The sequence below is a fragment of the Aminobacter sp. J44 genome (assembly GCF_007829415.1).
Taxonomy (GTDB): domain Bacteria; phylum Pseudomonadota; class Alphaproteobacteria; order Rhizobiales; family Rhizobiaceae; genus Aerobium.
Window position 1 is genome coordinate 84,138 of record NZ_VLJG01000008.1, and the last position, 26,649, is coordinate 110,786.

Consider the following 26,649-nt stretch of genomic DNA (forward strand, 5'->3'; position numbering starts at 1 on the left):
CGGATAGCCGCCAAAGCCCACGACCACCTTCGGCCGCATCTCGCGGATGATCTGTCCCGCCTGACGTGCGCCCGACCAGATCGACCAGAATGCGCGCGCAAGCGACAGAGGGTTCTTGGAGCCGATGGTGGCCGACGAGATCTGGTGGATCGCGGCAGCCGGGAACGAGCCGGCAAAGCGGCCCGCGCGGTTGTCGGTGGCAAGGTGAACCTGCCAGCCGCGCGCGGTCAGCTCATGCGCCAGCGCCTCGGCCGGAAAGACATGGCCGCCAGTACCGCCGGCGGCCAGGAGAATCGTACCAGCGCTCATGGTTACTCCGCAGGCTGGATCTGGCGCCTGTAGGGCGAACCGCTGATCGTCAGGCGTTTGAGCGGATCGCGGCGGGTGAGCGCCAGCACCATGCCCATCGAGATCGCCATCGCCACCAGCGACGAGCCGCCATAGGAGATAAACGGAAGCGTCATGCCCTTCGCCGGCAGCAGGTGCAGGTTCACGCCCATGTTGATGATCGACTGCAGGCCGAACAGGACGACGAGGCCGCCGACCGCGTAGCGCGAGAAATCGTCCTTGTCCTGCATCGCCTTCGACAGGCCGCGCAGCACGACGAAGGCGAATAGCGCTGCAATCAGCATGCAGGCGACGATCCCGAACTCCTCGCCTGCGACCGAGAAGATGAAGTCGGTATGGCTGTCCGGCAGGATGCGCTTGACGGTGCCCTCACCCGGCCCCTGCCCGAGCCAGCCGCCACGCAGCAGCGCCTCGCGGCCCATGTCGACCTGGAAGGTGTCGCCCTCACCCGTGAGGAAGCGGTCGATACGGCCAGCCACGTGCGGGAAGACGAAGTAGGCGCCGAAGCCGATGCAAGCGGCAGCGCCGCCGAGCACGATGATCCAGAACCACGGCAGGCCGGCCATGAAGAACATCACGCCCCAGGTGGCCATGACCAGGAGCGTCTGGCCGAGGTCCGGCTGTGCGATCAGCAGTGCCAGCACAAGGCCGAGCAGGATCATGGCGAACAGATTTCCGGGAATGTCCGAGCGGCGGCCCTGCTCCGCAAACAGCCAGGCACAGATGACGACGAAGCCGGGCTTCATGTACTCCGACGGCTGGATCGAGATGCCGGCTACCTGCACCCAACGGCGGGAGCCCTTGACCTCGACGCCGAAGTAGAGCGCGACCACCATCAGCACCAGCGAGCCAAGCAGGATGAACAGTGCGAGCCTTCGCACCTGCCGGGCATTGAAGAACGAGACCACCAGCATCGCGGCGATGGCCGGGATCATGAAGATGAACTGGCGGGTGACGAAGTGGTAGCTTTCAAGCCCGATGCGCTCTGCGACCGCCGGAGACGCCGCGAACGAGAGAACCAGCCCAAGGCCCATCAGCGACAGGAAGGCCGAGAGGAACCATCGATCGATCGTCCACCACCAGTTGGCGACCGGGCCTCTGTCGACACGACTGACCATCAGCGTTTCCCTCCCGCGGGTTTCACATCCCCAAGCGCCAGCACCGCCTGTCGGAAGGCGTCGCCGCGCACTTCAAAGTTCCGGAACTGGTCGAAGCTGGCGCAAGCGGGCGAGAGGAGAACGACGGCCTCGTCGCCCTCGTCACGGGCGGCATCCGCCGCCGCGCGCTCGACTGCCGTCACCAGCGTGCCTGAGATCTCGTAGGGAACCGCAGTGCCAAGGGTCGCCGCGAAGGCCGGAGCGGCCTCGCCGATCAGGTACGCCTTGGCGATGCGGGAAAAATAGGGGTGGAGCGAGGTGATCCCGCCTTCCTTCGGCAGGCCACCCGCAATCCAGTAGATGCGCGGGAAACTCGACAGGGCCGGAGCGGCCGCATCGGCGTTGGTTGCCTTGGAGTCGTTGACAAAGAGCACCTTGCCCTTCCGGCCAACCTGCTCCATGCGATGCGCGAGGCCCGGGAAGCTTTCGATGCCGGCCTGGATCTCCTCCACCTTCAGCCCGACCTTGAGGCAGGCGGCAACGGCTGCAAGCGCGTTCTGCGCGTTGTGCTGGCCGCGCAGCGAGCCGACGCCGTCGAGCGAAATGATCTGCTTCTTCGTACCGCCGCGGACCTGGATGAGCGAGGCGCCCTCGGCATAGAGGCCCTCGGTGACCGCGAGGCGCTTGGAGATGCGCACGACATCCTTGCCGGCGCGCTCGAGCCGGTCGGCAATCTGCGAGGTAAAGCTGTCATCGACGCCGACGATGGCGGTGTCGCTGCCGGCGACCAGCCGCTCCTTGATCTCGGCGTAGTGCTGCATCGTGCCGTGCCGGTCGAGATGATCCGGCGTCAGGTTGAGCAGGATGCCGGCGGTCGGCGCGAGCGAAGGTGCAAGGTCGATCTGGTAGGACGAGCACTCGACCACATAGTGGCGACCATCGACCGGGGCCTCGAGCGTCATGATGGCGCGGCCGATGTTGCCGCCCATCTGCACGTCCCTGCCAGCGCTGGCGAGGATATGCGCGATCAGCGCCGTCGTGGTCGACTTTCCATTGGTGCCAGTAATGGCGATGAGCGGCGCATTCGGAGCGCGCGCCGCCCGCTCGCGGCAGAACATCTCGACGTCGCCGATAATCTCGACGCTGGCAGCCTTGGCAAGATCGACGGTCCAGTGCGGCTTTGGGTGCGTGAGCGGCACGCCCGGTGACAGGATCAGCGACGAGAACGCCGACCAGTCCGCATGCGAAAGGTCGCCGACCGGCACGCCTTCGGCGCGAGCCTTCTCGACGCTGTCTGGGTTGTCGTCCCAGGCAAGGACCTCGGCTCCACCCAGGATCAGCGCCTTGGCGGTCGCGAGACCGGAACCGCCAAGTCCGAACAGGGCGACCTTGCGGTCCTTGAAGGTTGAAGCCGGGATCATTCTTTACCTCAACTTCAGGGTCGACAGCCCGATCAGGGCGAGCATCACGGCGATGATCCAGAAGCGGATCACGACCTGGCTCTCGGTCCAGCCCAGCTTTTCGAAATGGTGGTGGATCGGCGCCATCAGGAACACGCGCTTGCCGGTCAGCTTGAACCAGGCGACCTGGATGATCACCGACATGATCTCGACGACGAACAGGCCGCCGATGATGGCGAGAACGATCTCGTGCTTGGAGGCAACCGCAACCGCGCCAATCAGGCCGCCGAGCGCCAGCGAGCCGGTGTCGCCCATGAAGATTGCCGCAGGCGGCGCGTTGAACCAGAGGAAGCCGAGGCCAGCGCCGATCACGGCGCCGAGCACGACCGACAGCTCCCCGGTGCCCGGGGTGAAGTGGATCTGCAGGTAGTCGGCAAACACGGCGTTACCGGACAGGTAAGCGATCACGCCGAAGGAAGCGGCGGCGACCATGACCGGCACGATGGCAAGGCCGTCGAGGCCATCCGTCATGTTCACGGCATTGCCCGCGCCCACCATGACGAAGGCACCGAACGGGATGAAGAAAATGCCGAGGTTGATGACGAAGTCCTTCACGAACGGGAACGTCACCGACGATGAGAACGGTTCGTTACCGACGCTCATGATGACCCAGGCGGCGATGCCGGCGACAACAAACTCGGCGGCAAGGCGCGCCTTGCCCGAAAAGCCGAGGTGCGACTGCTTGGTGACCTTCAGGTAGTCGTCATAGAAGCCGATGGCGCCGAAGCAGAGCGTGACCATCATCACGACCCAGACGAGCGGGCTCATGAGGTTGCCCCACAAAAGCACCGAACCGATGATGCCAACCAGCATCATCAGGCCGCCCATGGTCGGCGTTCCGGCCTTCTTGAAGTGCGTCTGCGGACCGTCCGCGCGGATTGGCTGGCCCTTGCCCTGGCGCAGACGGAGTGAGTCGATAATCGCGGGGCCAAACATGAAGACGATCAGCGCCGAGGTGATCAGCGCGCCGCCGGTCCGGAAGGTAATGTAACGAAAGACGTTGAGCGCCGAGATCTGGTCGGCGAGTCCAACGAGCAGCATCAGCATTCGACTAGTTTCCTCGCGAACCGATCAGGCTTCAGTTTCAGTTGAAGGGGCAGCGGGTGCTGCCGGAAATTGCTTGAGAAGGGCGGCGACCAGCTTGGAGAAGCCGATGCCGTTGGAAGACTTGACCACGACGACGTCGCCCGGGCGCACGGTCTCGAGAACGGCGGGAGTCAGTTCAGCGACGCCGGGATAGTGATGTGCCATGCCAGGCGAAAGGCGGGCCGAGAGCGCCGCCATCTCGTTTCCGGCGAGGAACACGAGATCCGCCCCCGAGGTGGTGAACGGCTCGGCGAGCTCGGCATGCAGATCGCGCGAGTACTGGCCGAGCTCGAGCATATCACCGAGGACGGCAATGCGGCGACCGCCCTCACCCACCGGCGCGACGCGCAGCAGGTCGAGCGCAGCGCGCATCGAAGCGGGGTTCGCGTTGTAGCTCTCATCGATCAGCAGGAAATCGCCGCCGTCAGGGTGTGCGAGGCGATGGCGGCGGCCGCGGCCGGGTTCCGGCTGCAGGTTCGCCAGCGCACCGGCAACCTTGGTCACGTCCGCACCTGAAAGGTATGAGGCACCAAGGACAGCGATCGCGTTCTGCGCCATGTGGCGGCCCGGAGCACCGATGCGAACCGGAAACTCCTTGCCGGCCATCTTGGCGACGATCTCGGCCCCCGTCGCGTCCTGAACCCAGTCGACGAGGCGGAAGGTGGCGCGCTGGTGCTCGCCGAAGCTCCAAACATGCTGCAGGCCCGCCTCGCGCGCCGCGGTGTCGAGCCGCTTCCACATCGCGTCGTCGCGATTGATCAGCCCGTGGCCACCCTTTTCGACGCCCTCGAAGATCTCCGCCTTGGCATCAGCGATTTCTTCCAGACTGGAGAAGTGGCCGAGATGGGCGGCGGCGATCAGCGTCACCATCGCGATATGCGGGCGCACCATCTTCACCAGCGGGCGGATCTCGCCCGGATGGTTCATGCCGATCTCGAAGATGGCAAAGTCAGTGTCCTCGGGCATGCGCGCCAGCGTCAGCGGCACGCCCCAGTGGTTGTTGAACGACTTGTCCGACGCATGCACCTTGCCGCAGACCGACAGGCCGAGACGCAGCGCTTCTTTCGTCGTCGTCTTGCCGGCCGAGCCGGTGACGGCGATGACACGGGCGCGCGAACGGGCGCGCGCGGCAATGCCAGCGGCTTCGAGCGCGCGCAGCACGTCCGGCACGATGATCATCGGTGAAGTGATGCGGCCGAGCGCCGGCAGCTTCTGCTCGGAGACGACCAAGAGGCCGGCACCCGCCTTCACGGCTGCGGTCGCAAAGTCGTGGCCGTCGTGCAGGTCGCCCTTGATGGCGAAGAACGCTTCGCCCGGCTTCAGCGTGCGGCTGTCGATCGAAATACCGGTGATGCCCTCTGGCAGATTGCCGAGGGGCCGTCCGCCCATTGCGTTGCAAAGAACTTCGGACTTCCAGAGCCAGCTCATGCGGCCAGCTCCCGCAGCGCGGCACGAACCTCCTCGTGATCGGAGAACGGAAGCGTCTGGCTTCCGATGGTCTGTCCTTCTTCGTGCCCCTTGCCGGCGACGATCAGCGTATCCCCTGCCCGCAGCATGGCGACTGCCTGGCGGATCGCCTTGCGGCGGTCGCCGATCTCGATGGCTCCGGGTGCCGCGGCAAGGATCTCGGCGCGGATCGCGGCCGGGTCCTCGGTGCGCGGATTATCATCGGTGACGATCCGCACATCGGCGAGGCGCGTGGCGATCTCGCCCATAATCGGACGCTTGCCGCGATCGCGGTCGCCACCACAACCGAAGACGACGATGACGCGGCCGGTGATGAACGGACGCACCGCCGTCAGCACATTTTCAAGGGCTTCCGGCTTGTGCGCGTAGTCGACATAGACCGGCGCACCTTCCTTCGTGGTGCCGACCAGCTCGAGGCGGCCCGAAGCGCCCTTGAGGTGTTCGAGGGCTGCTAGAGCTTTGCCAGCAGGAACGCCGGTCGCAATGGCAAGGCCGGCGGCAACCAGCGCGTTGGAAACCTGGAAGTCGCCTGCAAGCGGCAGGTCAATTTCGTAGAGCTCGCCGCCGGCGACAATCTCAGCTCGCTGGCGATGACGCTCGTGTTCGACGCGCTTGAGTTCAAGGAAACGGCCCGACCGGCCGACAGTGAGGACCTTGAGTCCTGCATCGCGCGCAACGGCAATCGTCCGTTCGGACCAGGCGTCGTCGGCGAAGATGACGGCTGGCGCGCCGGCTGGCAGCAGCTCGCGGAACAGACGCATCTTGGCGGCGTGATATTCCTCGACCGTCGGGTGGTAGTCCATATGATCACGGCCGAGGTTGGTGAACCCGGCCGCTGCAAGCTTCACGCCGTCGAGGCGGTGCTGGTCGAGCCCATGGCTCGACGCCTCCATAGAGGCATGGGTGACGCCGGATGCAGCAAGTTCCGAAAGGAGCTTGTGGAGGGCAATCGGATCAGGTGTCGTCAGCGAACCGTATTCCTCGCGGCCCGGAGCCGTCACGCCCGTCGTGCCGATCGAGGCGGCTGCGAAGCCGGCATGCGCCCAGATCTGGCGGGTGAAGGATGCAACGGAAGTCTTGCCACTGGTGCCGGTTACGGCAACCATCGTCTGCGGCTGCGCGCCGTAAAACTCGGCTGCGATCAGCGCCAGCGCGCGGCGCGGATCCTCGACCTCGATGACAGGTACGTCCAGCTTCTGCGAGATCGCGCCAGCCCGTGCTAGAACGSCAGCCGCACCGCGGCGGATCGCGTCCGCGACGAACGCGGTTCCATCAGCCTTGGTACCGGGCAGCGCGGCGAACAGGAATCCCGGCTCGACACGGCGCGAGTCCGAGGCGATCCCCGCAATCTCCACCCCGTCCGGGAGCGGCGAGTGCGGGAGAACACCGGATATCTGGTTAAGCTTCATCGCTTCTGATCGGTCCGTTAGTTGGACGCCCCTGTCCTGCGAGAATCAATGAGAGGATACGAGCAGGGCATCACTTTCATGGCCGAAATCGGGCTTCACGCCAAGCAGAGTGGCGGAACGGCGGATAATGTTGCCGACCATGACGGTAGTATTCAGGCCCGCAGTCGCACCAACACCGGGCTTTTCCGGCTGCGGCTCGTCAAGAACAGCCAGCACGATGTAGTCCGGATCATTCACAGGAAATGCGCCGACGAACGCGTTGAAGCGCTTGTTCGAGGAGTAGCGTCCGTTGACCACCTTCTCGGCCGTACCGGTCTTGCCGCCGACGAAGTAGCCCGGCACTTCGGCGCGCTTGCCCGATCCGACCTCGACGTTCTGGCGATAGAGGTAGCGCATCATGTCGCTGGTCTTGGGATTGATGACCTGCTTGGCGACGGCGGCGGTCTCGTCCTCGGTGCGAGGCAGGAAGGTCGGCTGGATCAGCTTGCCGCCATTGACCAGGGCGGCAGCGGCGACGGCCGTCTGCAGCGGCGTGGTGGCGACGCCGTGGCCGAAGGAGATCGTGATCTGGTGGATGCGCTTCCAGACTGACGGCTCGGTCGGGCGGGCGACCTCCGGCAGCTCGGTATCCATGCGGTCGAGCAGGCCGAGGCGGTGGAAGAACTCGCGGTGATGGTCGATGCTGACAGTCTCGGCCATGCGGGCCGTGCCGATGTTCGACGAGTAGATGAAGACTTCCGGAACCGTGAGCACGCGATTCTTGCCGTGGAAGTCGCGGATGGTGTGGCGGCCGATCTGGATCGGACGGGTCGCGTCGAAACGGCTGTTGAGGTTAGCCTTCCCGGCATCGAGCGCCATCGCGACGGTGAAGCCCTTGAAGGTCGAGCCCATCTCGTACACGCCGGCTGACATGCGGTTGAGGCGGTCCTTCTCGTGCGCGTTATAGGGATTGTTCGGATCGAAGTCCGGCACCGATGCCATGGCGAGCACTTCGCCGGTACGTGCATTCAGGACAACCGCGCCCGCTGCGATCGCCTTGTAGCGCTCCATCGCCTGCTCAAGCTCGTCACGCACGATGTGCTGGACGCGCAGATCGATCGACAGGCGGACCGGCTCAAGGTCCTTTGGCAGGGCAAGTCCGGCCTCCTGCAGGTCGGACAGGCCCTGGTCGTCGATGAACTTTTCCATGCCGGCGATGCCCTTGTTGTCGATGTTGACAAGGCCGACGATGTGCGCGGCGGTCGGGCCGCCCGGATAGAAGCGACGCTTCTCGGTGCGGAAGCCGATGCCCGGAATGCCCAGCTGCATGATTGCCTGCTGCTGGCTCGGCGACAGCTGGCGGCGCAGCCAGATGAAGCCCGCATTGCTCTTGAGGCGGTTATAGGTCTGCTCGATGTTGAGGTCCGGCAGGACCGTCAGCAGCTTCTCGAGCGCCTCGTCCGCGTCGACGATGCGGCGGGGCTCGGCATAGAGCGAGGCGGTGTTGATGTCAGTGGCAAGCACTTCGCCATTACGGTCGACAATATCCGGGCGCGACGTGGTCACACGCGACGGGCCAGGCCCCGTCGACTCCAGCTCCTGGTTGCCCAGCCAGACGAGACGGCCGCCGATTACGGCGTAGACCGTGAAGAAGACCAGCATGGTCATGCGGATGCGGCTGCGCGCACGCCCGCCGGCACCCTTCGCGTACCCTTCGACGACGATAGGTTCGCTGGAAACTTCAGCGTCCTCGCTCTTCTTACGCCAGCGGCCGATCATTGCTGCACCCCGCTCGTCGTCATGTCGTCGACGCCTTCTTCCGTCTTGGCAGATTGTTCGCCCGAGCCGCCGAGCAGCTCTTCGATGCGCATGTTGCGCTCCGGCAGCTCACCGAATTCCGCAATCTGGTGCGGCTCGATCGGCACCAGCTGCAGATCGTCATAGTAGCGGTCAGCCAGCTTCTGCAGGCGTGCCGGCTGCGTCAGCAGGCTCCAGTCCGCCTTGAGAACGTCGATCGCCTCTTCCTCGAGGCGGATGGCAGTCTCAAGCTTGCGGATCTTGGCATACTCCGCCTCGGCGGCGTGCTTGGTCGTGTAGGTGAAGGCGGCAGCGCCAACCATACCAACGACCAGAACGACATCGGTAATCCGGAACATGCCCATCACTTGGCTCCTGAAATGTCGGGCAGGACTGGCAGCCCAAAAATCGAGACATCCTCGGCGCGAGGCGCGGCGGACGTGCGGACGGCCCAGCGCAGCTTGGCCGAACGGGCGCGCGGGTTACGCTCCGCCTCCTCCTCGCTCGCCGCGATCGCCTTGCCCGGCTTCTCGAAGGTGGGGACCTTTTCGTGCGCAGCAGGCATATGGCGCGAACCCGACCCCTGACTCGAACGCTCTGCGAGGAATTTCTTGACGATGCGATCCTCGAGCGAATGGAAGGTGACGACGACGAGACGGCCGCCAGGTTTCAGCGCGCGTTCGGCGGCAAACAGCGCTCGCGACAGCTCGCCGAGCTCGTCGTTGACGAAGATGCGCAGCCCCTGGAAGGCGCGGGTTGCCGGATGGATTTTTTCGCGAGGGTTGTGACCAACCACGGCAGCGATCGCCTCGGCGAGATCCTTGGTGCGCTCGAACGGACGCTCTGCCCGGCGCTTCTCGATCATGCGCGCGACACGGCCGGCATGGCGCTCCTCGCCATAGATGCCGATGATGCGGGTCAGGTCGCTCGCCTTGAAGCGGTTGACGACATCGGCCGCGCTTGGGCCGATCTGCGCCATGCGCATGTCCAGCGGGCCGTCATTGCGGAACGAGAAACCGCGCTCCGCTTCGTCGAGCTGCATCGACGAGACGCCGATATCGAGCACTACGCCGTCGAGCTGACCCTCGGCAACCTCATCGAGCTTCGAAAACTGACCGTGGACCAACCTTAGACGGCCGTCGAATTCGCGCTCCATCGCACGCCCGGCCGCAATCGCATTTGGATCCCGGTCGATGGCGACGACGTTCGCGCCAGCCTCGAGAATGGCGCGCGTGTAGCCGCCTGCTCCAAAGGTTCCGTCGACGATCAGCTGGCCCGTCTGCGGCTGAAGCGCATCCAGCACCTCGCGCAGCATTACCGGAATGTGACGGGCCGGTCCGCCAGCGGCCTCGTTTTCGCCGCGACCCGTCATCATTCCGGCCCCCCATCGGTCAGCTCGGTAGATGCCGCCTGCCGCATCCTGAGCAGTCGCGCGCGTACCTGCGCGCCGTACTCCGCAAGCCGGGAAGGCTCCCACATCTGGAAGAAAGTGCCGCGGCCCACGAACGCGACTTCCGTCGTGATGCCCGTGTGGCTGCGAATGAAATCTGTCACCGTAATGCGGCCATCCTGATCCAGCTTCAGGAAGTGGCTGTCGCCATGCACGAAATAGGACATATCGTCCGCGGCCTGCAGGAAGGGATCCTCCATCGCGATCCGCGCTTCGTAGCGGTCGAGCAGGTCGAGCCCGCCCACGTCCAGCGCGGGACGGTCGAGCGCTTTCAGCGCATAGAGTTCCTGGTAGCCACGCTTCTGCACGACGGCGCGAAAATGCGCCGGGACGGACACCCGCCCCTTTGCGTCGATCCTGTTGGTCGCGGTCGATAGAAACCGGTCCATAAGTCGCTGCCGCCGCCTCTGCCGCACCGAAGAGCATGCCAGCGCATGCGTCCCCGCCTCTCCTTTCCACCGCCATTCGGAAGACCAACGAGAGCACAGCGAACCACGGCTGCCGCCTCGAAAGACTGGCTGCCTGCGGGAACACGTGACTCGAACCGGAACCGATTTGGTGATGGTAAACAAGGGATAACATGGGCCTATATGGGCGTCAACGGGAAGAGCCCTCACCGACTGCACCGGGCCCCTCTCTCGGACAGCAGTTCGGACGCTACCGGCCTTTATCCTCTGTTAGGCTTAACGAACGGTTATTGGACGCCGAGCGGAAACGCGCGAACAGGCGCGGCAGCCCTTGAGCTGCCCGCCCGCAAATCACTGCAATAGAAGGAAAAAAGCCAGCCGGCCTGTAAGCCGGGTTCTGTATGGCCCCTGCCCTTGCGGAACAGGAACGTGGCGGCCATTCATCTTGGGCGGACGTTGCCGTACGCCTCACGCAACCAACCCGAACAACGGGGCGGGAACTGCCCTGAGGGTTGCCCCTCGTGTTGTTCCTATTCGGTTTTGCTCCCGGTGGGGTTTACCTTGCCGCTTCCGTTGCCGGTCGCGCGGTGGGCTCTTACCCCACCCTTTCACCCTTACCTTCCGACGAGCGGAAGGCGGTTTGCTTTCTGTGGCACTTTCCCTGGGGTCGCCCCCGCCGGCTGTTAGCCGGCACCGTATTTCCCTGGAGCCCGGACTTTCCTCACCAGCAACCTTTCGGTTCCCGCCGGCGCGGCCGCCCGGCCGACTGACCGGGCGTATAAAGGCGCTTGTCGCGAAAATTGCAACCCGAAAGCCGCTTAGATCGAGCGCATGAACTGCTTTACCTTCGCGCAGTAGGCAGCCGAAACCTTGTTCATCCGCTTCGCGGCGTGACCGGCATTGTAGCGCAGGATGGTGCCGCAAACGTCGCCGCCGCCCAGCTTGTGCGCGCCGGCCAGGTACTTCATCCCGTAGCGAATGTTGGTCTCCGGATCATACAGCCCCTTCGCCGAACCCTTGTAGCCCAGCCCGCGAGCCGTCGCCGGCTTGATCTGCATCAGACCGATTTCACCCGCCGAGCCACGCGCATTGGCGCGGTAATTGCTCTCGGTGCGAACGACGCCGTGCGCCAGTGCTAGCGGAATCCCGTGCTGCTTGGCATACTTGGCGATGATCGCATCGTAGGGAGAACGCTGGCCGACGCCCTTGGCCATGCCCGGCGCCACGGACGCCGTCGTCGTCTGGTCGAGGTCGGACTTCTCCGCCTTCTTCGCAGCGTTAGCGCGAAATACTTCCACGAGAGTCTTGGGTGCAGCCTCAGCGGCCGGTTGAGCGAAAGCGCCAGGCACAAAAGCGGTGAGCCCGGCGGCAAGGGCTGCCGCCGCGATGGTGAGTTTCGACATTCGGTTTCCGTTTCTTTTTATGGCCGCGCGGAGCGCAGCGATTGCCTTTTCGCAGATGGCGTCCCGGAACCGGCGCCGCCCGCGTGACAGCCCATCTGCGGGGCAAACTGGAACGCAAAATGGCAGGGCCAGTCACATTCCATGACACCCTGAAACAACCACGTATTGCTGACTTTACGTCAGCTTACGACGTCAGCCGGAAGTGCGATGAGAAGACGATGAAGCGTCTCGATGGTCGAACGGTCGGCAACGCCGTCGACACGCTGGGGCCGGAAATGCCGCTGGAACGCTTCCACGACGAGTTTCGTCGCCTCGTCGAACAAGCCATTGATTTCCAAGCCGTACCCATAGACCGACAGCATCGACTGCAGCGCCTCGACCGGCTCGCCACGGTCGCCCATCGCAAGGAAGCGGCCACCCTGAATCGGCGCCGGCTGCACGTAGTGCCCGACGCCCATTTCGGCGAGTTTGCCCCAGGGAAAACGCTCGCCCGGGTCGATCTTGCGGCCGGGTGCGACGTCCGAATGAGCGAGGACACGTTCCGGGGAAATGTGATGGCGCGCGCAGATGTCGCGGGCCAATTCGGCCACCGCATCGATCTGAACGTCCGAAAAATTGGGAAATTGGGCAAGCGGGCCCGGATTGACGATCTCGATGCCAATCGACCAGGAATTGACGTCCGAGCGCCCTTTCCACGAACCTTGGCCAGCGTGCCAGGCGCGGTCGCTTTCGCGGACCATCTGCACGATCCGGCCATCCTCGTGGACGAGGTAATGCGAGGAGACTTCGCTGTCCTGCGCACACAGCCACGCTTCGGCCGCTTCTCCTGTCTCCATGCCCGTATAATGCATGATGAGAAGGTCGGGCTTCGCCCCATCCGCACGCGGACCGAAGTTCGGAGAGACGCGGACGTCAGCTCCGGCGTAATCAGGTGCAAAGCCCGTCATGCAAACCTCAACGACCGTTCGATCGCTTCGTAGGCGCCATTGATGGCGGCAAGCCTGCTGTTGGCAATGGCAAGAAACTCTTCCGGAACTCCGCGAGCAATCAGCTTGTCGGGATGGTTCTCTGCAACCATCAGTCGGTAGCGGGAGCGGACCTTTTCGAACGGCGTATTTGGCTCGAGCCCGAGTACGCGCCACGGGTCGCCGCCGTCACTCAGGATGACGTGACGGGCGAGGATTGTTTCAAAGTGGCTTTCCTCGATCCGGAATACCTCGCCGACGCGGCGCAGGAAGCCGATTTCGCGCTCATGCACCACGCCGTCGGCCTTCGCGATGTGGAACAGCCCGTCGAGTACGTCCTCGAGCAACCGGCAGTTGGGCCGGCCAGAGCCGCAGAGGCGCGAGATCTTCTCGGCATAGGCTTCAAAGCCGGCGACGTCCCGCTTGGCGAGGTCGAACAGCCGCGCCACATTGCGCGTCTGCTCGCGCGGAACAATGAAGATCTGCCGGAATGCCTGGACTTCATCCGTGGTGACGACACCATCGGCCTTCGCCATCTTGGCGGAGAGCGCAATCATCGCGATCGAAAACGCCACCCTGCGGCGGGTTTCCGGATCGCCCTCGAATACCGTGCGCACCCGCTCGATGACGTTCGACATCGCGGTGGCTGAAACGGACGAGAGGAATTCGCTGATGCGCGCCCAAATAGACATTGAGGCTTCATAGGATGAATCGGCAGCGGTGACGAGACCTGAATTTGGGTGCCGCCGGCGATATGCGGAAAGACCGCCAAACGCGTCGGCGGTCTTTCGAAAGTCGTTCCATGTCCGGTCTGGCCGGACTACTTACTGTGCCGGAGCCGGCGCAGGAGCCGGCGCTGCCGGATCAGAAGCCGGCGGCGTTGCATCCATCGGCTCGGTCTGTGCTGGCGGCTCGCTGTCCGGGACGGCCTGGGTGGTAGTACTATCGGTATCGCTACAGGCTGCCATGCCCATCAGGGCGATACCGGAAACGGAAGCAAGAATAAGCTTTTTCATTTCCAATCTCCTCTGTTCATGAAGGCGGCTAAGCATGTCCGCGCTCGGAGATTGAACGCCTTTTTATTCAGGCAGTTGCGTCACATTGAATTAACGTATGTTACATCTTCAACTACTTGGCAGCATGTGTGACGGCTTCGAGCAGTCTCTGCGGACGGTAACCAAGCTTAGACGGAGTAAGCCCCATCCGCACCACGACGAGGCTTTGGGAGGGCACTACCGCTACCGACTGTCCGTCGTGACCGAGTAGCCAGAAGACGTCATCCGGCAGCTCGTAGGGCTCATCCGCTGACGCGCCTCCGGGACCCACCAGCCACACCTGCCCTCGCCCGTAGGCGCCACCTGAAGCGGGGGCGGGCTCGCGCATCCAGTCAACATAGCCTTCCGGGAGGATCTGCTTGCCATTCCACACGCCGCCGCGGCGCAGCAACTCGCCAAAACGGGCCCAGTCGCGGGCGGTGGCATAGAGATAGGACGAACCTACGTATGTGCCGCGCGCATCGGGTTCCAGCACAGCGCTCCGCATGCCAAGTGGATCGAACAGCGCCTCGCGCGGCCAGCGCAGCGCTTCTTCAGGATCGTCGAATGCCTCCTGCCAGATGCGCGACAGCAGCACCGTCGTGCCGCTGGAATAACTGAAGCGTTCTCCCGGCGCCGCCACCGCGGGCTTGGCCGCGGCAAAGGCCGCCATGTCGGGCTCGAGATAGAGCATCCGGGTGACGTCGGTGACGCTGCCATAGTCCTCATTGAACTCGAGGCCACTCGACATCGCCATCAGGTCGGCAAGAGTGATCGCGCCGCGCTCATCGCCATTCCATTCTTCGAGCAGGCCGTCCTGGTCGAGCGACAGGCGCCCGTCACGCACGAGCGTCCCTATGATGGCGGCCGTGACCGACTTGGTCATCGACCAGCCGAGAAGTGGCGTGACAGCGCTGAAGCCTTCGCCGTAGCGCTCTGCAACGATCCGCCCATCACGAACCACCACTACCGCGCGCATACCCGGACCGACGAGGTCGGGATCGTCGAGAAGCGCCTGGATTGCCGGATCGCCCGCAGGCTCCACGATGTCGCCGTCCGGCCATAGCCCCGGCGCGGCGGCTGCATCCGGCTCAGACAGAGGTGGCAGGCTGGCGGCCTCGAAGTCACCATCGGGGATGGTGGCGCAACCCAGACCCTCCCGGTAAATCGCCGTGCCCGCCGCAAACAAGCCGAACAGCCGTGCCGTGACGGTGTCACGCTCGGTATCGGTGGTGACCTTCATGAAGCCGAGTAGCGGATGGCCCGGCGCCTGCACGTCGACCGCCAGTACCTCGGCACCGTCGCGGTCGGCGATGAACTGGTTGGAGCAGACGATCTTTGCCGTATAGGCGGTGCCAAGCCGGATCAGCTCGGGCGGAAAGGCGGCGAGCCAGATCGCCCCGCCTGCTACAAGCAGCACGACCAGCGCGGCGAGCCACCGCAAGATCCGCAACAATGAACGCATTCGCTTCCCCGCCCTGCCGCCCCGGCGGCTTGTCTCAACCTTGCGGGAGCTTGGTCGGGACCTGCGCAAAAATCAATCAGCGACGATATGATCCACGATTGAGGCAGATTGATTCGAGGGCCCCGTGGCCCTTCCGGCGGAAGGAAGAACGATGCGGCGATTGGGGGCCCTGGTGCTGAGCATGTTTCTCGCATCGTGCACGAGCGTGTCCTACGATTTCGGCGACATTGCCCCGACCTCTCCGGTTCCTTCGGGGTCGGCCCCGGCAGCCAGCGCCGGGCGCGTTGCTGTGACGCATCCGCGCTTCGGCGACCGCAAGCCGCATGACTGGACCGGCCGCACACCGCACAGCTACGCCGTGCACGGCACCGACGTTTCGAAATACCAGGCCTCGGTCGACTGGCATCAGGCGCGCCGTGCTGGAATCTCCTTCGCCTTCATCAAGGCGACGGAAGGCGGCGACCGCGTCGATGACAAGTTCATGGAGCACTGGCGCAACGCGAAGGCAGCAGGGATTCCGCGCGCGGCCTACCACTTCTTCTACTTCTGCCGCCCAGCCCGCGAGCAGGCGCAATGGTTTATCCGCAACGTGCCGCGCGAGGCGGGCACCCTGCCCCACGTGCTCGACATGGAATGGAACCACCTGTCGCCGACCTGCAAGCTGCGTCCGCCAGCTCATGTCGTGCAGAAGGAAATGAAGATTTTTCTCGACATGATCGAGCGCCATTACGGAAAGCGGCCGATCATCTACACGTCGATCGACTTCTACCGCGACAACCGCCTGCACGAGTTCAAAGGCTACGACTGGTGGCTGCGCTCGGTCGCCGACCATCCGCACAACAAGTACGATGGCCAGCACTTCCTGTTCTGGCAATACACCGGCACCGGCGAGGTGCCCGGCATCCAGGGCGACGCCGACATCAACGTCTTCAATGGCTCGGAAACGCAGTGGCGCAAGTGGCTCGCCCAGCACATCCGCTAGGCGCCGCGTGAGCGGCTAGTCCGCCATCGTTTCAAGGCTGGCAAAGCCTTCCGGCATCCCGCCCTGGTCAAAGGGTGCTGTGAGCTCGACGAAGGTGTCGGGATAGAACCCGTTGAAGCGCGTGCGCAGCGACAGCGAATAGGCGCCTATATGGCCGATCTCGATCCAGTCACCGGTATCCACCGTCTCCGGCAGCCAGAACGGCCGCGACAGGATGTCGACGGAGTCGCAGGTCGCCCCCAGCACCCGAAACGGCACGATGTTCTTCTTGTCGCCGTTGCGGTTGCGGATTGCGGGATCGGGAATGAACCGCGCCGGCAGCGTGATCTTGCCGGTCCAGGAATCTGACAGCGACGCCCAGATTCCGTCGTTGATATAGAGACGACGCCCCTTGCGCAGCAGCACCCGCACGATCAGCGAGAAGGCACGCGCGACGATGACGCGCCCCGGCTCCGCAACCAGTGGCGTGGCGCCGAAGCCCCACTCCTCGATGTCCTCGCGCAGCCGCGCCATCAGCTCCTCGAGCGACGGCATCTTCGGCTTCTTGCGATTTGGGTCGTGGCCGTACTCGGCCGGAAAGCCGCCGCCGACATCAAGCGCCGCAAGCGGCACCTTCATGCGGTTGCGCACCCAATCGGCCGAGGCGAGCGCCCGGCGGTACGTGTCAGGGTCCTCGATCTGGCTGCCGACATGGAAGCAGAGCCCGACCTTGAAGCCGGAACGCCCAAGCCGCTCGGCAAGCTCGACGGCCGCCGCCGGCCCTGCCCCGAACTTCTTTGACAGCTCGTAGGCCGCGCTGCCTTTGGTCTGCATGCGTACGAAGACGGTGATGGTCGAGGGGTCGATATCGAGCGCGCGCACGACGCGAACCAGCTTGGCGACCTCGTCCTCGTGGTCGATGGAGATCGTGCGGATGCCGTAATCTTCGAGCGCCAGTCGGATATGCGACTGCGCCTTGACCGGGTGCATGTAGAGCATTTCGGCCTTCGGTGCGACGGCGCGCACATCCGCGATCTCTGCGGGAGAGGCCACGTCAAAGGCGGTCACGCCCGCCTCTGCCAGCGTTTGCAGCACCATCCGCTCGCCATTCGTCTTGACGGCATAGGCGGTCTTGCCGGGGAACATCGACATGAACCGCTGGCAATCGTCTTTCAGCACCTGAGGACGGAAGCAATAAACTGGATCGTCAGGCCGTAGCGCGAGGGCGGCCTCGCGCGCATTCTCAAACCGCTGCATGTACCTCTCCGGTTTTCTGAAGGCTAACAATGTGGTGCGGCACAGGGAAGTCCAGCCTCCGGCAGGATTAACCCTCCCCCAAACGGCCAGTGATGCAGAAAAACCACCACGGAAGCATTTTTTATGCACATGCTTCCGGCCGGCGTTTTTCCTGTAAAAACAAGATGGTTAACGGCAGTACGCGAAATTTTATACTAACGAACCGGTTAAATCAGAAACGGAATGCGCTTGCGCCCTCGCGTTTCAGACGTAGAATCCACCGTGTAGTCCGCAAAGGAGAATGCCAATGGGACTTGCACGACCGATCAATGCTTTGATGATCTGTGCTGCGTTCACCTTCATAGCAGCCGTGGTCTTTGGAGTGCTGGCCTGATCTGGTCCGCTCCACTTCCAGGCTGAAAGCGTCCCAGGCGCGAGACGAAACACATAGAAAAGGCCGGTCTGATCCACCGGCCTTTTTCTTATGCTTCAGGCTGCCTTGGCCTGCGTGGTTCGCCCGTGCGGCCTGATGCCGATCAGGTGGCAAATCGCGAAGGCGAGATCCGCGCGGTTCATCGTGTAGAAGTGGAACTCCTCCACCCCGCGCTCGACGAGGTCGAGCACCTGCTCAGCCGCGATTGCCGAGGCCACCAGCGCATGTGTCTGCGGGTCGCTCTCAAGCCCCGCAAATCTCTCCGCCAGCCATTCCGGCACATGCGTGCCACAGCGCGAGGCAAAGTTCGCGACCTGCTGGAAATTATGGATCGGCAGTACGCCCGGCACGATCGGAATGTAGATGCCCGCGCGGCGGACACGCTCGACGTAGCGTTCGTACAGCTCGTTGTCGAAGAAGAACTGGGTGATGGCGCGGGTTGCGCCATTGTCCACCTTGCGCTTCAGCATGTCGATGTCGGTCGCGAAATCGGCACTCTCCGGATGCTTTTCCGGATAGGCCGAAACCGAGACGTCGAAATCACCCTGCTTGCGAATGGCGGCAACGAGGTCGGCGCCGTTCTGGTAGCCATCCGGGTGCGGCTGGTAGCGTGCGCCAACGCCGGCTGCCGGATCGCCGCGCAGTGCAACGAAGCGCATCACGCCCATCGCCACGAACTCAGCAATCACCGCATCCACCTCGTCGCGCGATGCGTCGACACAGGTCATATGCGCAGCCGGCTTCAGGCTGCTTTCGCGCAGGATGCGATCGACCGCACGTGCGGTGCGCTCGCGGGTGGTGCCGCCCGCGCCATAGGTGACCGAGACATACTGCGGGTCGAGCGGCTCAAGGCGCGTGATCGTGTCCCACAGGCGCTGTTCCATCTCGTCCGTCTTGGGTGGGAAGAACTCAAAGGAGACCTTGATCCGCGCACCCATGTCGGTGCGTCGCGAAAAGAACTGGTTTGCGGCCATCAGGCGATCTCCCTGCGCGCGTCATCATCATTGGCAATCAGCAGGCGCTTGTCGCGGCCGAGCCATAGCTTCACAGTCAGTCCCTCGTCATCGGCCGGGGCAAAGGATCGGGTCGCCTCGAAATCGAGCCCCGCTTCCGTCAGCCAGTTGCCGATCTGCTGGTCGGAAAAGCCGAGGCGGGCGTGAGCATGCTCCTCGCGCAGGAACTCGAGATTGTGCGGCGCGAAGTCGACGATGATCAGGCGCCCAGCCGGGCGCAGCAGGCGCGCAGCCTCGCGGATGGCGAGCCCCGGCTCGTCGAGGAAGTGCAGGACCTGGTGCATCGTCACCAGGTCGAAGGAATCGCGGTCGACCGGCGGCGCAAATATATCGCCCTGCCGCACCTGGGCATGAGCGACTGCCGCCCGGTCAAGGTTCGCACGTGCGACCGACAGCATCTCGCGGGAAAGGTCGATGCCAATGCCGCGGCGATAGAGCGGTGCGAACAGCTCCAGCAGACGGCCGGTGCCGGTGCCAAGGTCGAGCATCGACTGGAAGGGCGTGTCGCCGACGAGCTCGATTAACGCCGCCTCGACCGCACCGTCCGGCACGTGAAGGGAACGGATCTGGTCCCAGCTCGCCGCATTGGCACGGAAGTATGCGGCGGCGCGCTCCGCACGTCGGCGCTTGACGGCTGCCAGACGCTCGAGGTCGCGCTCGACCGTCGGGTCAGCGGAGTCGATGCGACCGATGATGCCGTTGACGAAGTCGCGGGCGGACTCCTCGTCGGAAAGACGGAAGAACGCCCATGAGCCTTCTTGGTAACGCTCGACCAGCTGCGCCTCCATCAGGAGCTTCAGATGCCGGGAAACACGCGGCTGAGACTGCGCGAGGATCTCGGTGAGATCCGTCACGGTCAAATCGCCCCTGGCAAGCAGGAGCAGGATGCGAAGGCGGCTGGATTCAGCCGACGCTTTCATCGTATCAACCATGGTGGCAAGGCTGGTCGCGGTGCGTGTCAGCATGGCGCTCTCCCGTAAGACATAAAGATATCTTTATATGATGGGCGGCCGGGACACAAGGACGTTCTCGGAACAAGGAACAAGAATGGCAATCCGCGACGGCGAAACGGCTCTTCCCTTCGATCCGGCAGAGACTGCATCCGACGTCTCGATCGTCTTCATCGGCAAGATCAGGTCGCCCTGGCAAAGGCGTGAGGAGTGCCCGCGCAACATGGCGATCGCGCGCGAGCGTGGCTTGCCCGCCTCTGTCGAAATCGATCAGGCCTGGCGCGAGGGTCTGACTGGCCTCGACCGAGCGAGCCACGTCGTCATCCTCTCCTGGATGGATCAGGCGCAGCGCAACCTCATCCTGCAGAAGCCTCGCCATGTTGAGACCGCACAGGGAACATTTTCGCTGCGCTCGCCGGTGCGCCCCAATCCGGTAGGGCTGCATGTCGCGCGGCTGATTTCGCTCGATGTCGAAACCGGTGTCCTTCAGATCGATGCCATCGACGTGCTCGACGGCACGCCTGTCATTGACCTGAAGCCTTACTACGCCTCGATCGACTCCTTCCCGGACGCGGTGGTGGCGAGGGCATGAATGGCAGGCCGTCCACCAACCGCCAGCGCGCCATCGCCAAAGCGCTGACGGCGCTGCTGCCGATGGCTCCTTACGCCGACATCGAGAAGATCCGTGAGATGGCGAGCGCGCGCGACATGCGCGAACTGCCGCCATCGATTGCCGTGTGGCTCGCTACAATCACCTATGTACGCCACGAGCATTCGTCCTACGACAGCCTACTGACGGAAGGCTACGACCGCGACTCTGCCCGCTTCTTCGTGATCGACGAGATCAACGAGGTGCTGACGCGGTGGCGGGCGACGAGACTGCTGGACGCTGAGGAAGGTGAGTAAGGGGCTAGGGGCTCAAGGGACTGCGTTTGCTGATACAAAAGCCCCTATTCACCTAAGCCCCCACTCCCCTACTCATAGATCCACTGCTCGGGGATCCGCACCGAGACCTCTTCGTCAGCCTCGATCCGACCGGGCTTCTCCACCCAGGCAACGAGGCCGCGGAGGCGCTTGGCCGCGGGAGAAAACTGCAGCGAGACGCCGCGGACATCCTCAACGCCGGCGCATTCGGCGATCGAGCGTCCGGCAAAGCGGCAGAGATGGTTCTGACCGTCGACCTTGAGGGTCACCCCGCCCTTCTTGAAAAACAGCAAGGTCCCGGCCGGCAGCATCGACAAATGCGGAATGTCGGCAAGCAAGAGATTCGCGCCGATCCATTCGGGCTTAATCTCAGGGAGATTCATGCGCCCTGCAATGATCGCCAGCTCGTCGTGCGAGACGATCGAGACCTGCCGCTCGTTGCGTATTTCCGTGCCCGCCTTGTACCAGGGCTCGCGCGATCCCGAACGGCGAGTGGCGCCTTCATGGAAATCGCCGGCAATGCCGTGGAAGGTCAGTTCCAGCGCCTCGATGCGGCGGGTGACGAAATCTTCGCCCGGCGCATGGAACAGGCCGGCAACCCGGCCGCTGAGCTTTTTGACCGGACGGACTTCGATCTCACTGACATCGCGGGTGAACAGGTCGAGCATTGCGCATCCTCTTCTTGATGGTGCGCGAACCTGCCTCGCCCCCGGTGCAAGGTCCAGCGAAAAGCTTTGATGATCCTATCAGGCGGTCTGCTGTGCTACATCATCCGCAACAGTGCGCCGCCGATCGAATAGCCGGCGCCGTAGGTGCACAGCAGGCCGTAGTCGCCCGCCTGCATGTCCTTGTGATGCCAGGCCAGCGCAACAACGGCACCAGCCGCCGCCGTGTTCCCGAGTTCCTCGAGCACGGTCGGCGCAATGTCGGGACCGATCTCGCGGCCGAAGGCGAGCTTGAGGATCATCTGGTTCATGCGGGCATTGGCCTGATGCAGCCAGAAGCGGCGTACGGTTTCCGGCGTACGGCCGTGGCGCGCCAGGAAATCGACGATGAAGCGATGGCTGGCAACGGTAACGTCCTTGAAGACCTTGTTACCCTGCTGCTTGATCAGATTGCCTTCGGTGATGATGACGCTGACGTCTTCCTGCGCCGCCCGGTTGAGGTAGCTGAAGTTCGAGCGGATGTTGTTGGAGAACTGCGTCCAGTTGCTGGTGTCGATCACCTCGAACCGGCCTGGTCTCACGTCGCCTTCATCCGCCGTCTCCAGCAGCAGTGCGGTCGCAGAATCGCCGAATATGAAATGCGTCTGCCGGTCGCGGAAGTTGAGATGCGCGGTGATCAGTTCTGGGGTCACCACCAAGGCGCGCCGGTGTGCGCCAGATCGCAGCAGATTGACCGCGACGTGGATTCCGGACGCGGCTGAGGAGCAGCCGAGCGAAATGTCGAAGGCCGCGCCCTGAGCACCGATCTCATTCTGGATTTCGATGCCAATTGACGGGTAGAGGCGCTGCAGGTGCGACCCGGCGCAGATGACGAGGTCGACCTCGGCGGCATCGATCCCCGCATCCTCCAGCGCATTGCGTGCTGCTGCCGCGCCAAACTCGGCCGTCACCGAAAGCTCGTCATCGTCGCGCGCGGGAATGCGCGGCGCCATACGGTTCACGTCGAGGATGCCGTCCGGCGTATGGACGTGCCTGCGTTTGATGCCGGACGCGTGGTAGATGAACTCAGCGCTCGATTTTTGAAGCTGTTCGGCTTCGCCGCGGCTGCCGTTTTCGCGCTCTACCCATTTGTTGAAGCAGTCAACGAGCTCTTCATTGGAAATAACCGCTTCCGGTACGCTTACGCCCATACCGGAGATAATCACGCGCTTCATGAAAAATGTCCCAGGCGATTATTGCGCCAGCAGTATTCCTGCCCGCCGCGGGTCACAACGATAGGTCCGACTTTGTTTATGTCAGATTAACTCTGGTGGCAGGGCATAAAAAATGCCCCGGCAGCATTTGCAGCCGGGGCATTTGATGATCGATTACGTCTACGCGTTTTAGCGGGTCAGGCGCTTGTAGGTCGCACGGTGCGGGTTCAGCGCATCCGGGCCGAGGCGGCGTACCTTGTCGGCCTCATAGTCCTGGAAGTTGCCCTCGAACCACTCGACGTGGCTGTCACCCTCAAAGGCGAGGATGTGTGTGGCAAGGCGGTCGAGGAACATACGGTCATGCGAGATGATGACCGCGCAGCCGGCGAAGTTTTCCAGCGCGTCTTCCAGAGCAGCCAGCGTCTCTGTGTCGAGGTCGTTGGTCGGCTCGTCGAGAAGCAGGACGTTGCCACCGGTGCGCAGCATCTTGGCGAGGTGGACGCGGTTGCGCTGACCACCCGACAGGTTGCCGACCTTCTGCTGCTGGTCGCCGCCGCGGAAGTTGAAGGACGAGCAGTAGGCGCGCGTATTCGCCTCGTGCTTGCCCAGCTTCACGACTTCGGCGCCGCCGGAAATCTCTTCCCAGACGGTCTTGTTCGGATCGAGCGCATCACGGCTCTGGTCGACATAGCCGAGGCGCACGGTCTCGCCGATGCGGATCGTGCCGCGGTCCGGCTTCTCCTGACCGGTGAGCATCTTGAACAGCGTGGTCTTGCCGGCGCCGTTCGGGCCGATGACGCCGACGATGCCGCCGGGCGGCAGCTTGAAGGTCAGGTCCTCGATCAGGACGCGGTCGCCGAAGCTCTTGGTGAGACCCTCGACCTCGATGACGACGTTGCCGAGGCGCTCGCCATGCGGGATGACGATCTGGGTATCGGTCGGACGACGGTTGTCAGCGGCCTCCAGCAGCTCCTCGAACTGCTTGATACGGGCCTTCGACTTGGTCTGGCGAGCCTTCGGGCTCGAGGCAATCCACTCGCGCTCGCGGGAGATCGCGCGCTGGCGAGCATCGTCCTCGCGACCTTCCTGCTCGAGGCGCTTGGCCTTGGCTTCGAGGTACTTGGTGTAATTGCCCTCGTACGGGATGCCACGGCCGCGGTCGAGCTCGAGGATCCAGCCGGTGACGTTGTCGAGGAAGTAGCGGTCGTGGGTGATCAGCAGCACGGCGCCCTTGTAGGCGCGCAGGTGCCGCTCCAGCCACGCCGTGGTCTCGGCGTCGAGGTGGTTGGTCGGCTCGTCGAGGAGCAGAAGGTCAGGCTCGGACAGGAGCAACTTGCACAGCGCGACGCGGCGGCGCTCGCCACCCGACAGATTGGTCACGTCTGCGTCCTTGGGCGGGCAGGCCAGCGCTTCCATCGCCATCTCGACCTGCTGCTCGAGGTCCCAGAGGTTCAGCCGGTCCATCTCGTCCTGCAGGTGAGCCGATTCTTCGGCCGTCTCGTCCGAGTAGTTCATCATCAGCTCATTGTAGCGCTCGATGATGGCGGTCTTCTTGGCGACGCCCTGCATGACGTTGCCGAACACGTCGAGAGACGGATCAAGCACCGGCTCCTGCGGCAGGTAGCCGACGGTGGCGCCTTCCGCGAGCCAGGCTTCGCCGCTCCACTCCTTGTCCAGGCCAGCCATGATCCGCAGGATCGTCGACTTACCCGCGCCATTGGGGCCGAGGATGCCGATCTTGGCATCTGGGTAGAAGGAGAGGCTGACGTTATCCAGCACCTTCTTCGCCCCGTAGGACTTCGTCAGCCCCGACATGTGATAGATGAATTGGCGTGCCATGGCGCGCTAAAACTCCGTTGTTCCTGCAAGGGGAAAAATTCAGGTCGGGGGCTATGTAGGCGAAACACGGCGCAAGGGCAATGCGGGCCCGGGGAAAGGCATCAAACTCTCGCCATTGTCCTCCTGCATGCCCGAAACAATGATTACGGAAAGACGCGTGCTTTCATCCATCCGCCGGCTCGCCCTCGCTGCGACAATGTCGATCACCCTCGCCGCCTGCCAGGGCGCCTCTTCCGGCGTTGACGCGGCTGCTGATGCGCCTTCGATCGTTGGCCCACTGCAGTGCTCGGCGCCCCTGCCGTCCGGGCCACCGCCCGCTCCCGAAAAGCTGTCCGCATTCGGTACCGCAACTGCCCTCAACATGGGCAAGTCGGTCGGGCGCAGCGCCATCACGGGCGCCGGAACCTATATTGCAGGCCCTGTCGGTGGCGCAGTGGCCGGGCAGGTCGCCTCGCGTGTGCTGCCGTCGAGCTATGATATTCGCGGTCAGTGGCGCGTCACCGACGGCAGCACAAACTGCGCCTGCCAGATGACCTTTACGGCGCCTGGCAGCTGGACGGGCGCAAATCTGCCGCGTGGCGACGTCCGCTCCGCCCGATGCAACAACGCGCTGCTCGCGAGCGTCAACGACTGGCGACTTGATGAAACGCTTTCAGGCCTCGAAGCCGAGTTGCTGCTCTATGCCCGCAATGGCAACCGCATCGGCGTGCTGAAGCGCAACGGGCCGGACCACTATTCAGGCCAGCTTTCGACCGGCCAGCAGGTAACTCTCTGGCGCGAGTGAGCCTGAAAATTTGGCTGAACGTCGTGTGAACGGCGGGTTCAGCGTCGGTTCTGGTGACGGGTGCGAAAGTCACATCGTCATCAACCGACGCCAACCCGAACAGGAGACACGACAATGCACACCAAGCTCATTCTTTCTGCAGCAGTCGCCTCGATCATCGGCTTCACCTCGATCCCCGCTTCCGCCAATAGCGTCTGGCTCGAGCAGTTCGGTGTCCTGAATGAAGCCGGCGGCAGCCAGACCGGCATCAACAACGACATCGGCGTCTACCAGAACGGCCGCCGCAACGCCGCGATCGGCACCCAGAACGGCCGCCACAACACCATCGCCATCGGCCAGAACGGCCGTCGCAACACCGCTCAGGCCCATCAGAACGGCCGTCACAACCAGGCTGGCGTCGGCCAGTTCGGCAACAACCACAACGCAGTCGTCATCCAGGACGGCAACGGCAACGTCGCCGCGGGCGTCCAGGTCGGCAATGGCTGCGACGGCAACGTCTCGCAGACCGGCAGCGGCAATGTCGCCGCCTTCGTCCAGACCTGCTACTGAATTTCCCCATGGTCAGCCGGAAGCGGATGACGCTTCCGGCGATCGCAACTGATCCGTCAGGAGAACGATCATGACCGGTACCCGCAAGCAGTTTTCCATATGGGCCGCAGCCGTGGTCGTCGGCCTCGGCGTAGCCTTCACCGCCTCAGGTGCAGTCGAGGCGAGCAATGGCCCCGCCAGCTGCGAGATCGTCGCGAAAAAGTCCGGCGGCATGATCTCCATCGAGGCTGTCGCCCACGGCCTTAAGGCAGCCTCCGGCAGCTACGAACTCGTCATCTCTGGCCCCGGCACCAATGTGAACCAGGGCGGCGATTTCGAGGTCGGCGCCGGCGAGAAGGTCACGCTTGGAACCGCCATGTTCAGCGCAAACGGCCGGGGCCTCGACGTGGACCTCACCATCAGGGCCGGCGGCACGACCTCGTCCTGCTCCGAGCGCGTCGGCTCGATCTGATGCCGGCCGCAATCTCCTGAAGGCCCCGTGCGCTGCGCGGGGCTTTTGTGTGGCGCCATCTCCGGTTCGCTAGAGCAGATTCGATTTAGTCCGGGTCATATCCCGCCGCCTCGAAGTAGTGCCGGCATTCCTGCGGGGTGAAGGCGGAGAGGCAGKCGGCGACCGCTGACCAGAGATCGTCAATGGTTCTGGCGGCGGCTTTTCTAAGCAGGGCCTTCAGCTTCGAGAAAGCCATCTCGATGGGGTTGAAGTCTGGGGAGTATGGCGGGAGGAACAGGAGCCGT

Annotated in this window: 28 protein-coding genes and 1 other RNA gene; 6 read left to right on the forward strand and 23 right to left on the reverse strand. The window is 63.8% G+C overall.

The window, feature by feature from the left end:
* The 16 genes from L610_RS20435 to L610_RS04690 all read right to left on the reverse strand — a co-directional run.
* On the reverse strand, nt 1-309 hold a 309-nt coding region (locus L610_RS20435), incomplete at its 3' end, for a glycosyltransferase (protein WP_246658918.1).
* A 2-nt stretch (nt 310-311) separates the two neighbouring features.
* Nucleotides 312-1,466 carry a putative lipid II flippase FtsW gene (gene ftsW / locus L610_RS04620; RefSeq protein ID WP_024846597.1) on the reverse strand — a complete coding sequence of 385 codons (1,155 nt, stop codon included), beginning with the start codon at nt 1,464-1,466 and terminating at the stop codon, nt 312-314.
* A complete protein-coding gene (murD, locus tag L610_RS04625; RefSeq protein ID WP_024846598.1) occupies nt 1,466-2,866 on the reverse strand; it encodes a UDP-N-acetylmuramoyl-L-alanine--D-glutamate ligase in 1,401 nt (466 codons plus the stop codon). Before murD ends, ftsW begins: the two co-directional genes overlap by 1 nt.
* Nucleotides 2,867-2,869: 3 nt before the next feature.
* On the reverse strand, nt 2,870-3,952 hold the full coding sequence (gene mraY, locus L610_RS04630) for a phospho-N-acetylmuramoyl-pentapeptide-transferase (protein WP_024846599.1): 1,083 nt from the start codon (nt 3,950-3,952) through the stop codon (nt 2,870-2,872).
* Nucleotides 3,953-3,976: 24 nt separating this feature from the next.
* Entirely contained in the window at nt 3,977-5,419 is a 1,443-nt protein-coding gene (locus L610_RS04635; protein WP_024846600.1) for a UDP-N-acetylmuramoylalanyl-D-glutamyl-2,6-diaminopimelate--D-alanyl-D-alanine ligase, read from the reverse strand.
* Nucleotides 5,416-6,867, reverse strand: coding sequence for a UDP-N-acetylmuramoyl-L-alanyl-D-glutamate--2,6-diaminopimelate ligase (locus L610_RS04640; RefSeq protein WP_144702877.1), 1,452 nt, complete (start codon nt 6,865-6,867; stop codon nt 5,416-5,418). The genes L610_RS04635 and L610_RS04640 overlap by 4 nt, the downstream gene beginning before the upstream one ends.
* A 45-nt stretch (nt 6,868-6,912) precedes the next feature.
* On the reverse strand, nt 6,913-8,625 hold the full coding sequence (locus tag L610_RS04645; RefSeq protein WP_144702880.1) for a penicillin-binding protein 2: 1,713 nt from the start codon (nt 8,623-8,625) through the stop codon (nt 6,913-6,915).
* Nucleotides 8,622-9,008: a hypothetical protein gene (locus L610_RS04650; RefSeq protein ID WP_186441333.1), complete on the reverse strand. Its 387-nt coding sequence runs from the start codon at nt 9,006-9,008 to the stop codon at nt 8,622-8,624. The genes L610_RS04645 and L610_RS04650 overlap by 4 nt, the downstream gene beginning before the upstream one ends.
* Nucleotides 9,008-10,018, reverse strand: a complete 1,011-nt coding sequence (gene rsmH / locus L610_RS04655; RefSeq protein ID WP_024846604.1) for a 16S rRNA (cytosine(1402)-N(4))-methyltransferase RsmH — start codon at nt 10,016-10,018, stop codon at nt 9,008-9,010. Before rsmH ends, L610_RS04650 begins: the two co-directional genes overlap by 1 nt.
* Nucleotides 10,015-10,482: a division/cell wall cluster transcriptional repressor MraZ gene (gene mraZ, locus L610_RS04660; RefSeq protein WP_024846605.1), complete on the reverse strand. Its 468-nt coding sequence runs from the start codon at nt 10,480-10,482 to the stop codon at nt 10,015-10,017. Before mraZ ends, rsmH begins: the two co-directional genes overlap by 4 nt.
* 388 nt (nt 10,483-10,870) lie before the next feature.
* Nucleotides 10,871-11,270, reverse strand: an RNA gene (gene rnpB, locus L610_RS04665) — RNase P RNA component class A.
* A 48-nt stretch (nt 11,271-11,318) separates the two neighbouring features.
* Entirely contained in the window at nt 11,319-11,903 is a 585-nt protein-coding gene (locus L610_RS04670; RefSeq protein WP_024846606.1) for a lytic transglycosylase domain-containing protein, read from the reverse strand.
* 179 nt (nt 11,904-12,082) lie between these two features.
* A complete protein-coding gene (locus tag L610_RS04675) occupies nt 12,083-12,850 on the reverse strand; it encodes an N-acetylmuramoyl-L-alanine amidase (RefSeq protein ID WP_144702883.1) in 768 nt (255 codons plus the stop codon).
* The gene (locus L610_RS04680; protein WP_144702886.1) at nt 12,847-13,560 is read right to left on the reverse strand and encodes a DnaJ family molecular chaperone; all 714 of its coding nucleotides are present in this window, start codon (nt 13,558-13,560) and stop codon (nt 12,847-12,849) included. Before L610_RS04680 ends, L610_RS04675 begins: the two co-directional genes overlap by 4 nt.
* 132 nt (nt 13,561-13,692) lie before the next feature.
* Nucleotides 13,693-13,884 (reverse strand): hypothetical protein, encoded by a 192-nt coding sequence (locus L610_RS04685; protein WP_144702889.1) that lies wholly within the window; start codon nt 13,882-13,884, stop codon nt 13,693-13,695.
* Nucleotides 13,885-13,996: 112 nt separating this feature from the next.
* Nucleotides 13,997-15,367 carry a serine hydrolase gene (locus L610_RS04690; RefSeq protein ID WP_144702892.1) on the reverse strand — a complete coding sequence of 457 codons (1,371 nt, stop codon included), beginning with the start codon at nt 15,365-15,367 and terminating at the stop codon, nt 13,997-13,999.
* Nucleotides 15,368-15,518: 151 nt separating this feature from the next.
* Between L610_RS04690 and L610_RS04695 the strand changes: the two genes are divergently transcribed.
* The gene (locus tag L610_RS04695) at nt 15,519-16,349 is read left to right on the forward strand and encodes a GH25 family lysozyme (protein WP_144702895.1); all 831 of its coding nucleotides are present in this window, start codon (nt 15,519-15,521) and stop codon (nt 16,347-16,349) included.
* A gap of 15 nt (nt 16,350-16,364) precedes the next feature.
* On the opposite strand, the gene L610_RS04700 is transcribed toward L610_RS04695, so the two are convergent.
* The 3 genes from L610_RS04700 to L610_RS04710 all read right to left on the reverse strand — a co-directional run bounded on the left by L610_RS04700 (nt 16,365) and on the right by L610_RS04710 (nt 19,975).
* Entirely contained in the window at nt 16,365-17,585 is a 1,221-nt protein-coding gene (locus L610_RS04700; RefSeq protein ID WP_144702898.1) for an alanine racemase, read from the reverse strand.
* A gap of 468 nt (nt 17,586-18,053) precedes the next feature.
* Nucleotides 18,054-18,971, reverse strand: coding sequence for a methylenetetrahydrofolate reductase [NAD(P)H] (gene metF / locus L610_RS04705; protein ID WP_144702901.1), 918 nt, complete (start codon nt 18,969-18,971; stop codon nt 18,054-18,056).
* A complete protein-coding gene (locus L610_RS04710) occupies nt 18,971-19,975 on the reverse strand; it encodes a metalloregulator ArsR/SmtB family transcription factor (protein WP_024846613.1) in 1,005 nt (334 codons plus the stop codon). The genes metF and L610_RS04710 overlap by 1 nt, the downstream gene beginning before the upstream one ends.
* Before the next feature lie 82 nt (nt 19,976-20,057).
* Here L610_RS04710 and tsaA point away from each other — a divergent pair, with 82 nt between their 5' ends.
* Both tsaA and L610_RS04720 read left to right on the forward strand, forming a co-directional pair.
* Nucleotides 20,058-20,552 (forward strand): tRNA (N6-threonylcarbamoyladenosine(37)-N6)-methyltransferase TrmO, encoded by a 495-nt coding sequence (gene tsaA, locus L610_RS04715; protein WP_024846614.1) that lies wholly within the window; start codon nt 20,058-20,060, stop codon nt 20,550-20,552.
* Nucleotides 20,549-20,866 carry a DUF2293 domain-containing protein gene (locus L610_RS04720; protein ID WP_024846615.1) on the forward strand — a complete coding sequence of 106 codons (318 nt, stop codon included), beginning with the start codon at nt 20,549-20,551 and terminating at the stop codon, nt 20,864-20,866. Before tsaA ends, L610_RS04720 begins: the two co-directional genes overlap by 4 nt.
* Before the next feature lie 68 nt (nt 20,867-20,934).
* On the opposite strand, the gene L610_RS04725 is transcribed toward L610_RS04720, so the two are convergent.
* The 3 genes from L610_RS04725 to ettA all read right to left on the reverse strand — a co-directional run bounded on the left by L610_RS04725 (nt 20,935) and on the right by ettA (nt 24,581).
* A complete protein-coding gene (locus L610_RS04725) occupies nt 20,935-21,552 on the reverse strand; it encodes an MOSC domain-containing protein (RefSeq protein ID WP_144702904.1) in 618 nt (205 codons plus the stop codon).
* 95 nt (nt 21,553-21,647) lie between these two features.
* Complete coding sequence (locus tag L610_RS04730) at nt 21,648-22,763, reverse strand: beta-ketoacyl-ACP synthase III (protein ID WP_024846617.1); 1,116 nt, start codon at nt 22,761-22,763, stop codon at nt 21,648-21,650.
* 168 nt (nt 22,764-22,931) lie between these two features.
* Nucleotides 22,932-24,581, reverse strand: a complete 1,650-nt coding sequence (gene ettA / locus L610_RS04735) for an energy-dependent translational throttle protein EttA (RefSeq protein WP_024846618.1) — start codon at nt 24,579-24,581, stop codon at nt 22,932-22,934.
* Nucleotides 24,582-24,738: 157 nt separating this feature from the next.
* Between ettA and L610_RS04740 the strand changes: the two genes are divergently transcribed.
* From L610_RS04740 to csgH, 3 genes are all read left to right on the forward strand, one after another.
* On the forward strand, nt 24,739-25,365 hold the full coding sequence (locus L610_RS04740) for an AprI/Inh family metalloprotease inhibitor (RefSeq protein ID WP_034329135.1): 627 nt from the start codon (nt 24,739-24,741) through the stop codon (nt 25,363-25,365).
* A gap of 114 nt (nt 25,366-25,479) precedes the next feature.
* Nucleotides 25,480-25,914 (forward strand): curlin, encoded by a 435-nt coding sequence (locus L610_RS04745; protein WP_024846620.1) that lies wholly within the window; start codon nt 25,480-25,482, stop codon nt 25,912-25,914.
* 70 nt (nt 25,915-25,984) lie between these two features.
* Nucleotides 25,985-26,365, forward strand: coding sequence for a curli-like amyloid fiber formation chaperone CsgH (csgH, locus tag L610_RS04750; protein WP_144702907.1), 381 nt, complete (start codon nt 25,985-25,987; stop codon nt 26,363-26,365).
* A gap of 85 nt (nt 26,366-26,450) precedes the next feature.
* On the opposite strand, the gene L610_RS04755 is transcribed toward csgH, so the two are convergent.
* Nucleotides 26,451-26,649, reverse strand: a 199-nt coding sequence (locus L610_RS04755) for a transposase (RefSeq protein ID WP_186441335.1), incomplete at its 5' end; no start/stop codon positions are given.

Coding starts and splice junctions, on each gene's coding strand:
- csgH (WP_144702907.1), top strand. CDS start 25,985: ATGACCGGTACCCGCAAGCAGTTTTCCATATGGGCCGCAGCCGTGGTC.
- L610_RS04650 (WP_186441333.1), bottom strand. CDS start 9,008: ATGGGCATGTTCCGGATTACCGATGTCGTTCTGGTCGTTGGTATGGTT.
- L610_RS04730 (WP_024846617.1), bottom strand. CDS start 22,763: ATGAAGCGCGTGATTATCTCCGGTATGGGCGTAAGCGTACCGGAAGCG.
- L610_RS04720 (WP_024846615.1), top strand. CDS start 20,549: ATGAATGGCAGGCCGTCCACCAACCGCCAGCGCGCCATCGCCAAAGCG.
- metF (WP_144702901.1), bottom strand. CDS start 18,971: ATGGCCGCAAACCAGTTCTTTTCGCGACGCACCGACATGGGTGCGCGG.
- L610_RS04695 (WP_144702895.1), top strand. CDS start 15,519: ATGCGGCGATTGGGGGCCCTGGTGCTGAGCATGTTTCTCGCATCGTGC.
- L610_RS04725 (WP_144702904.1), bottom strand. CDS start 21,552: ATGCTCGACCTGTTCACCCGCGATGTCAGTGAGATCGAAGTCCGTCCG.
- L610_RS04670 (WP_024846606.1), bottom strand. CDS start 11,903: ATGTCGAAACTCACCATCGCGGCGGCAGCCCTTGCCGCCGGGCTCACC.
- murD (WP_024846598.1), bottom strand. CDS start 2,866: ATGATCCCGGCTTCAACCTTCAAGGACCGCAAGGTCGCCCTGTTCGGA.
- L610_RS04680 (WP_144702886.1), bottom strand. CDS start 13,560: ATGTCTATTTGGGCGCGCATCAGCGAATTCCTCTCGTCCGTTTCAGCC.
- ftsW (WP_024846597.1), bottom strand. CDS start 1,466: ATGGTCAGTCGTGTCGACAGAGGCCCGGTCGCCAACTGGTGGTGGACG.
- ettA (WP_024846618.1), bottom strand. CDS start 24,581: ATGGCACGCCAATTCATCTATCACATGTCGGGGCTGACGAAGTCCTAC.
- L610_RS04700 (WP_144702898.1), bottom strand. CDS start 17,585: ATGCAGCGGTTTGAGAATGCGCGCGAGGCCGCCCTCGCGCTACGGCCT.
- mraY (WP_024846599.1), bottom strand. CDS start 3,952: ATGCTGATGCTGCTCGTTGGACTCGCCGACCAGATCTCGGCGCTCAAC.
- tsaA (WP_024846614.1), top strand. CDS start 20,058: ATGGCAATCCGCGACGGCGAAACGGCTCTTCCCTTCGATCCGGCAGAG.
- L610_RS04685 (WP_144702889.1), bottom strand. CDS start 13,884: ATGAAAAAGCTTATTCTTGCTTCCGTTTCCGGTATCGCCCTGATGGGC.
- rsmH (WP_024846604.1), bottom strand. CDS start 10,018: ATGATGACGGGTCGCGGCGAAAACGAGGCCGCTGGCGGACCGGCCCGT.
- L610_RS04635 (WP_024846600.1), bottom strand. CDS start 5,419: ATGAGCTGGCTCTGGAAGTCCGAAGTTCTTTGCAACGCAATGGGCGGA.
- L610_RS04645 (WP_144702880.1), bottom strand. CDS start 8,625: ATGATCGGCCGCTGGCGTAAGAAGAGCGAGGACGCTGAAGTTTCCAGC.
- mraZ (WP_024846605.1), bottom strand. CDS start 10,482: ATGGACCGGTTTCTATCGACCGCGACCAACAGGATCGACGCAAAGGGG.
- L610_RS04710 (WP_024846613.1), bottom strand. CDS start 19,975: ATGCTGACACGCACCGCGACCAGCCTTGCCACCATGGTTGATACGATG.
- L610_RS04675 (WP_144702883.1), bottom strand. CDS start 12,850: ATGACGGGCTTTGCACCTGATTACGCCGGAGCTGACGTCCGCGTCTCT.
- L610_RS04745 (WP_024846620.1), top strand. CDS start 25,480: ATGCACACCAAGCTCATTCTTTCTGCAGCAGTCGCCTCGATCATCGGC.
- L610_RS04690 (WP_144702892.1), bottom strand. CDS start 15,367: ATGCGTTCATTGTTGCGGATCTTGCGGTGGCTCGCCGCGCTGGTCGTG.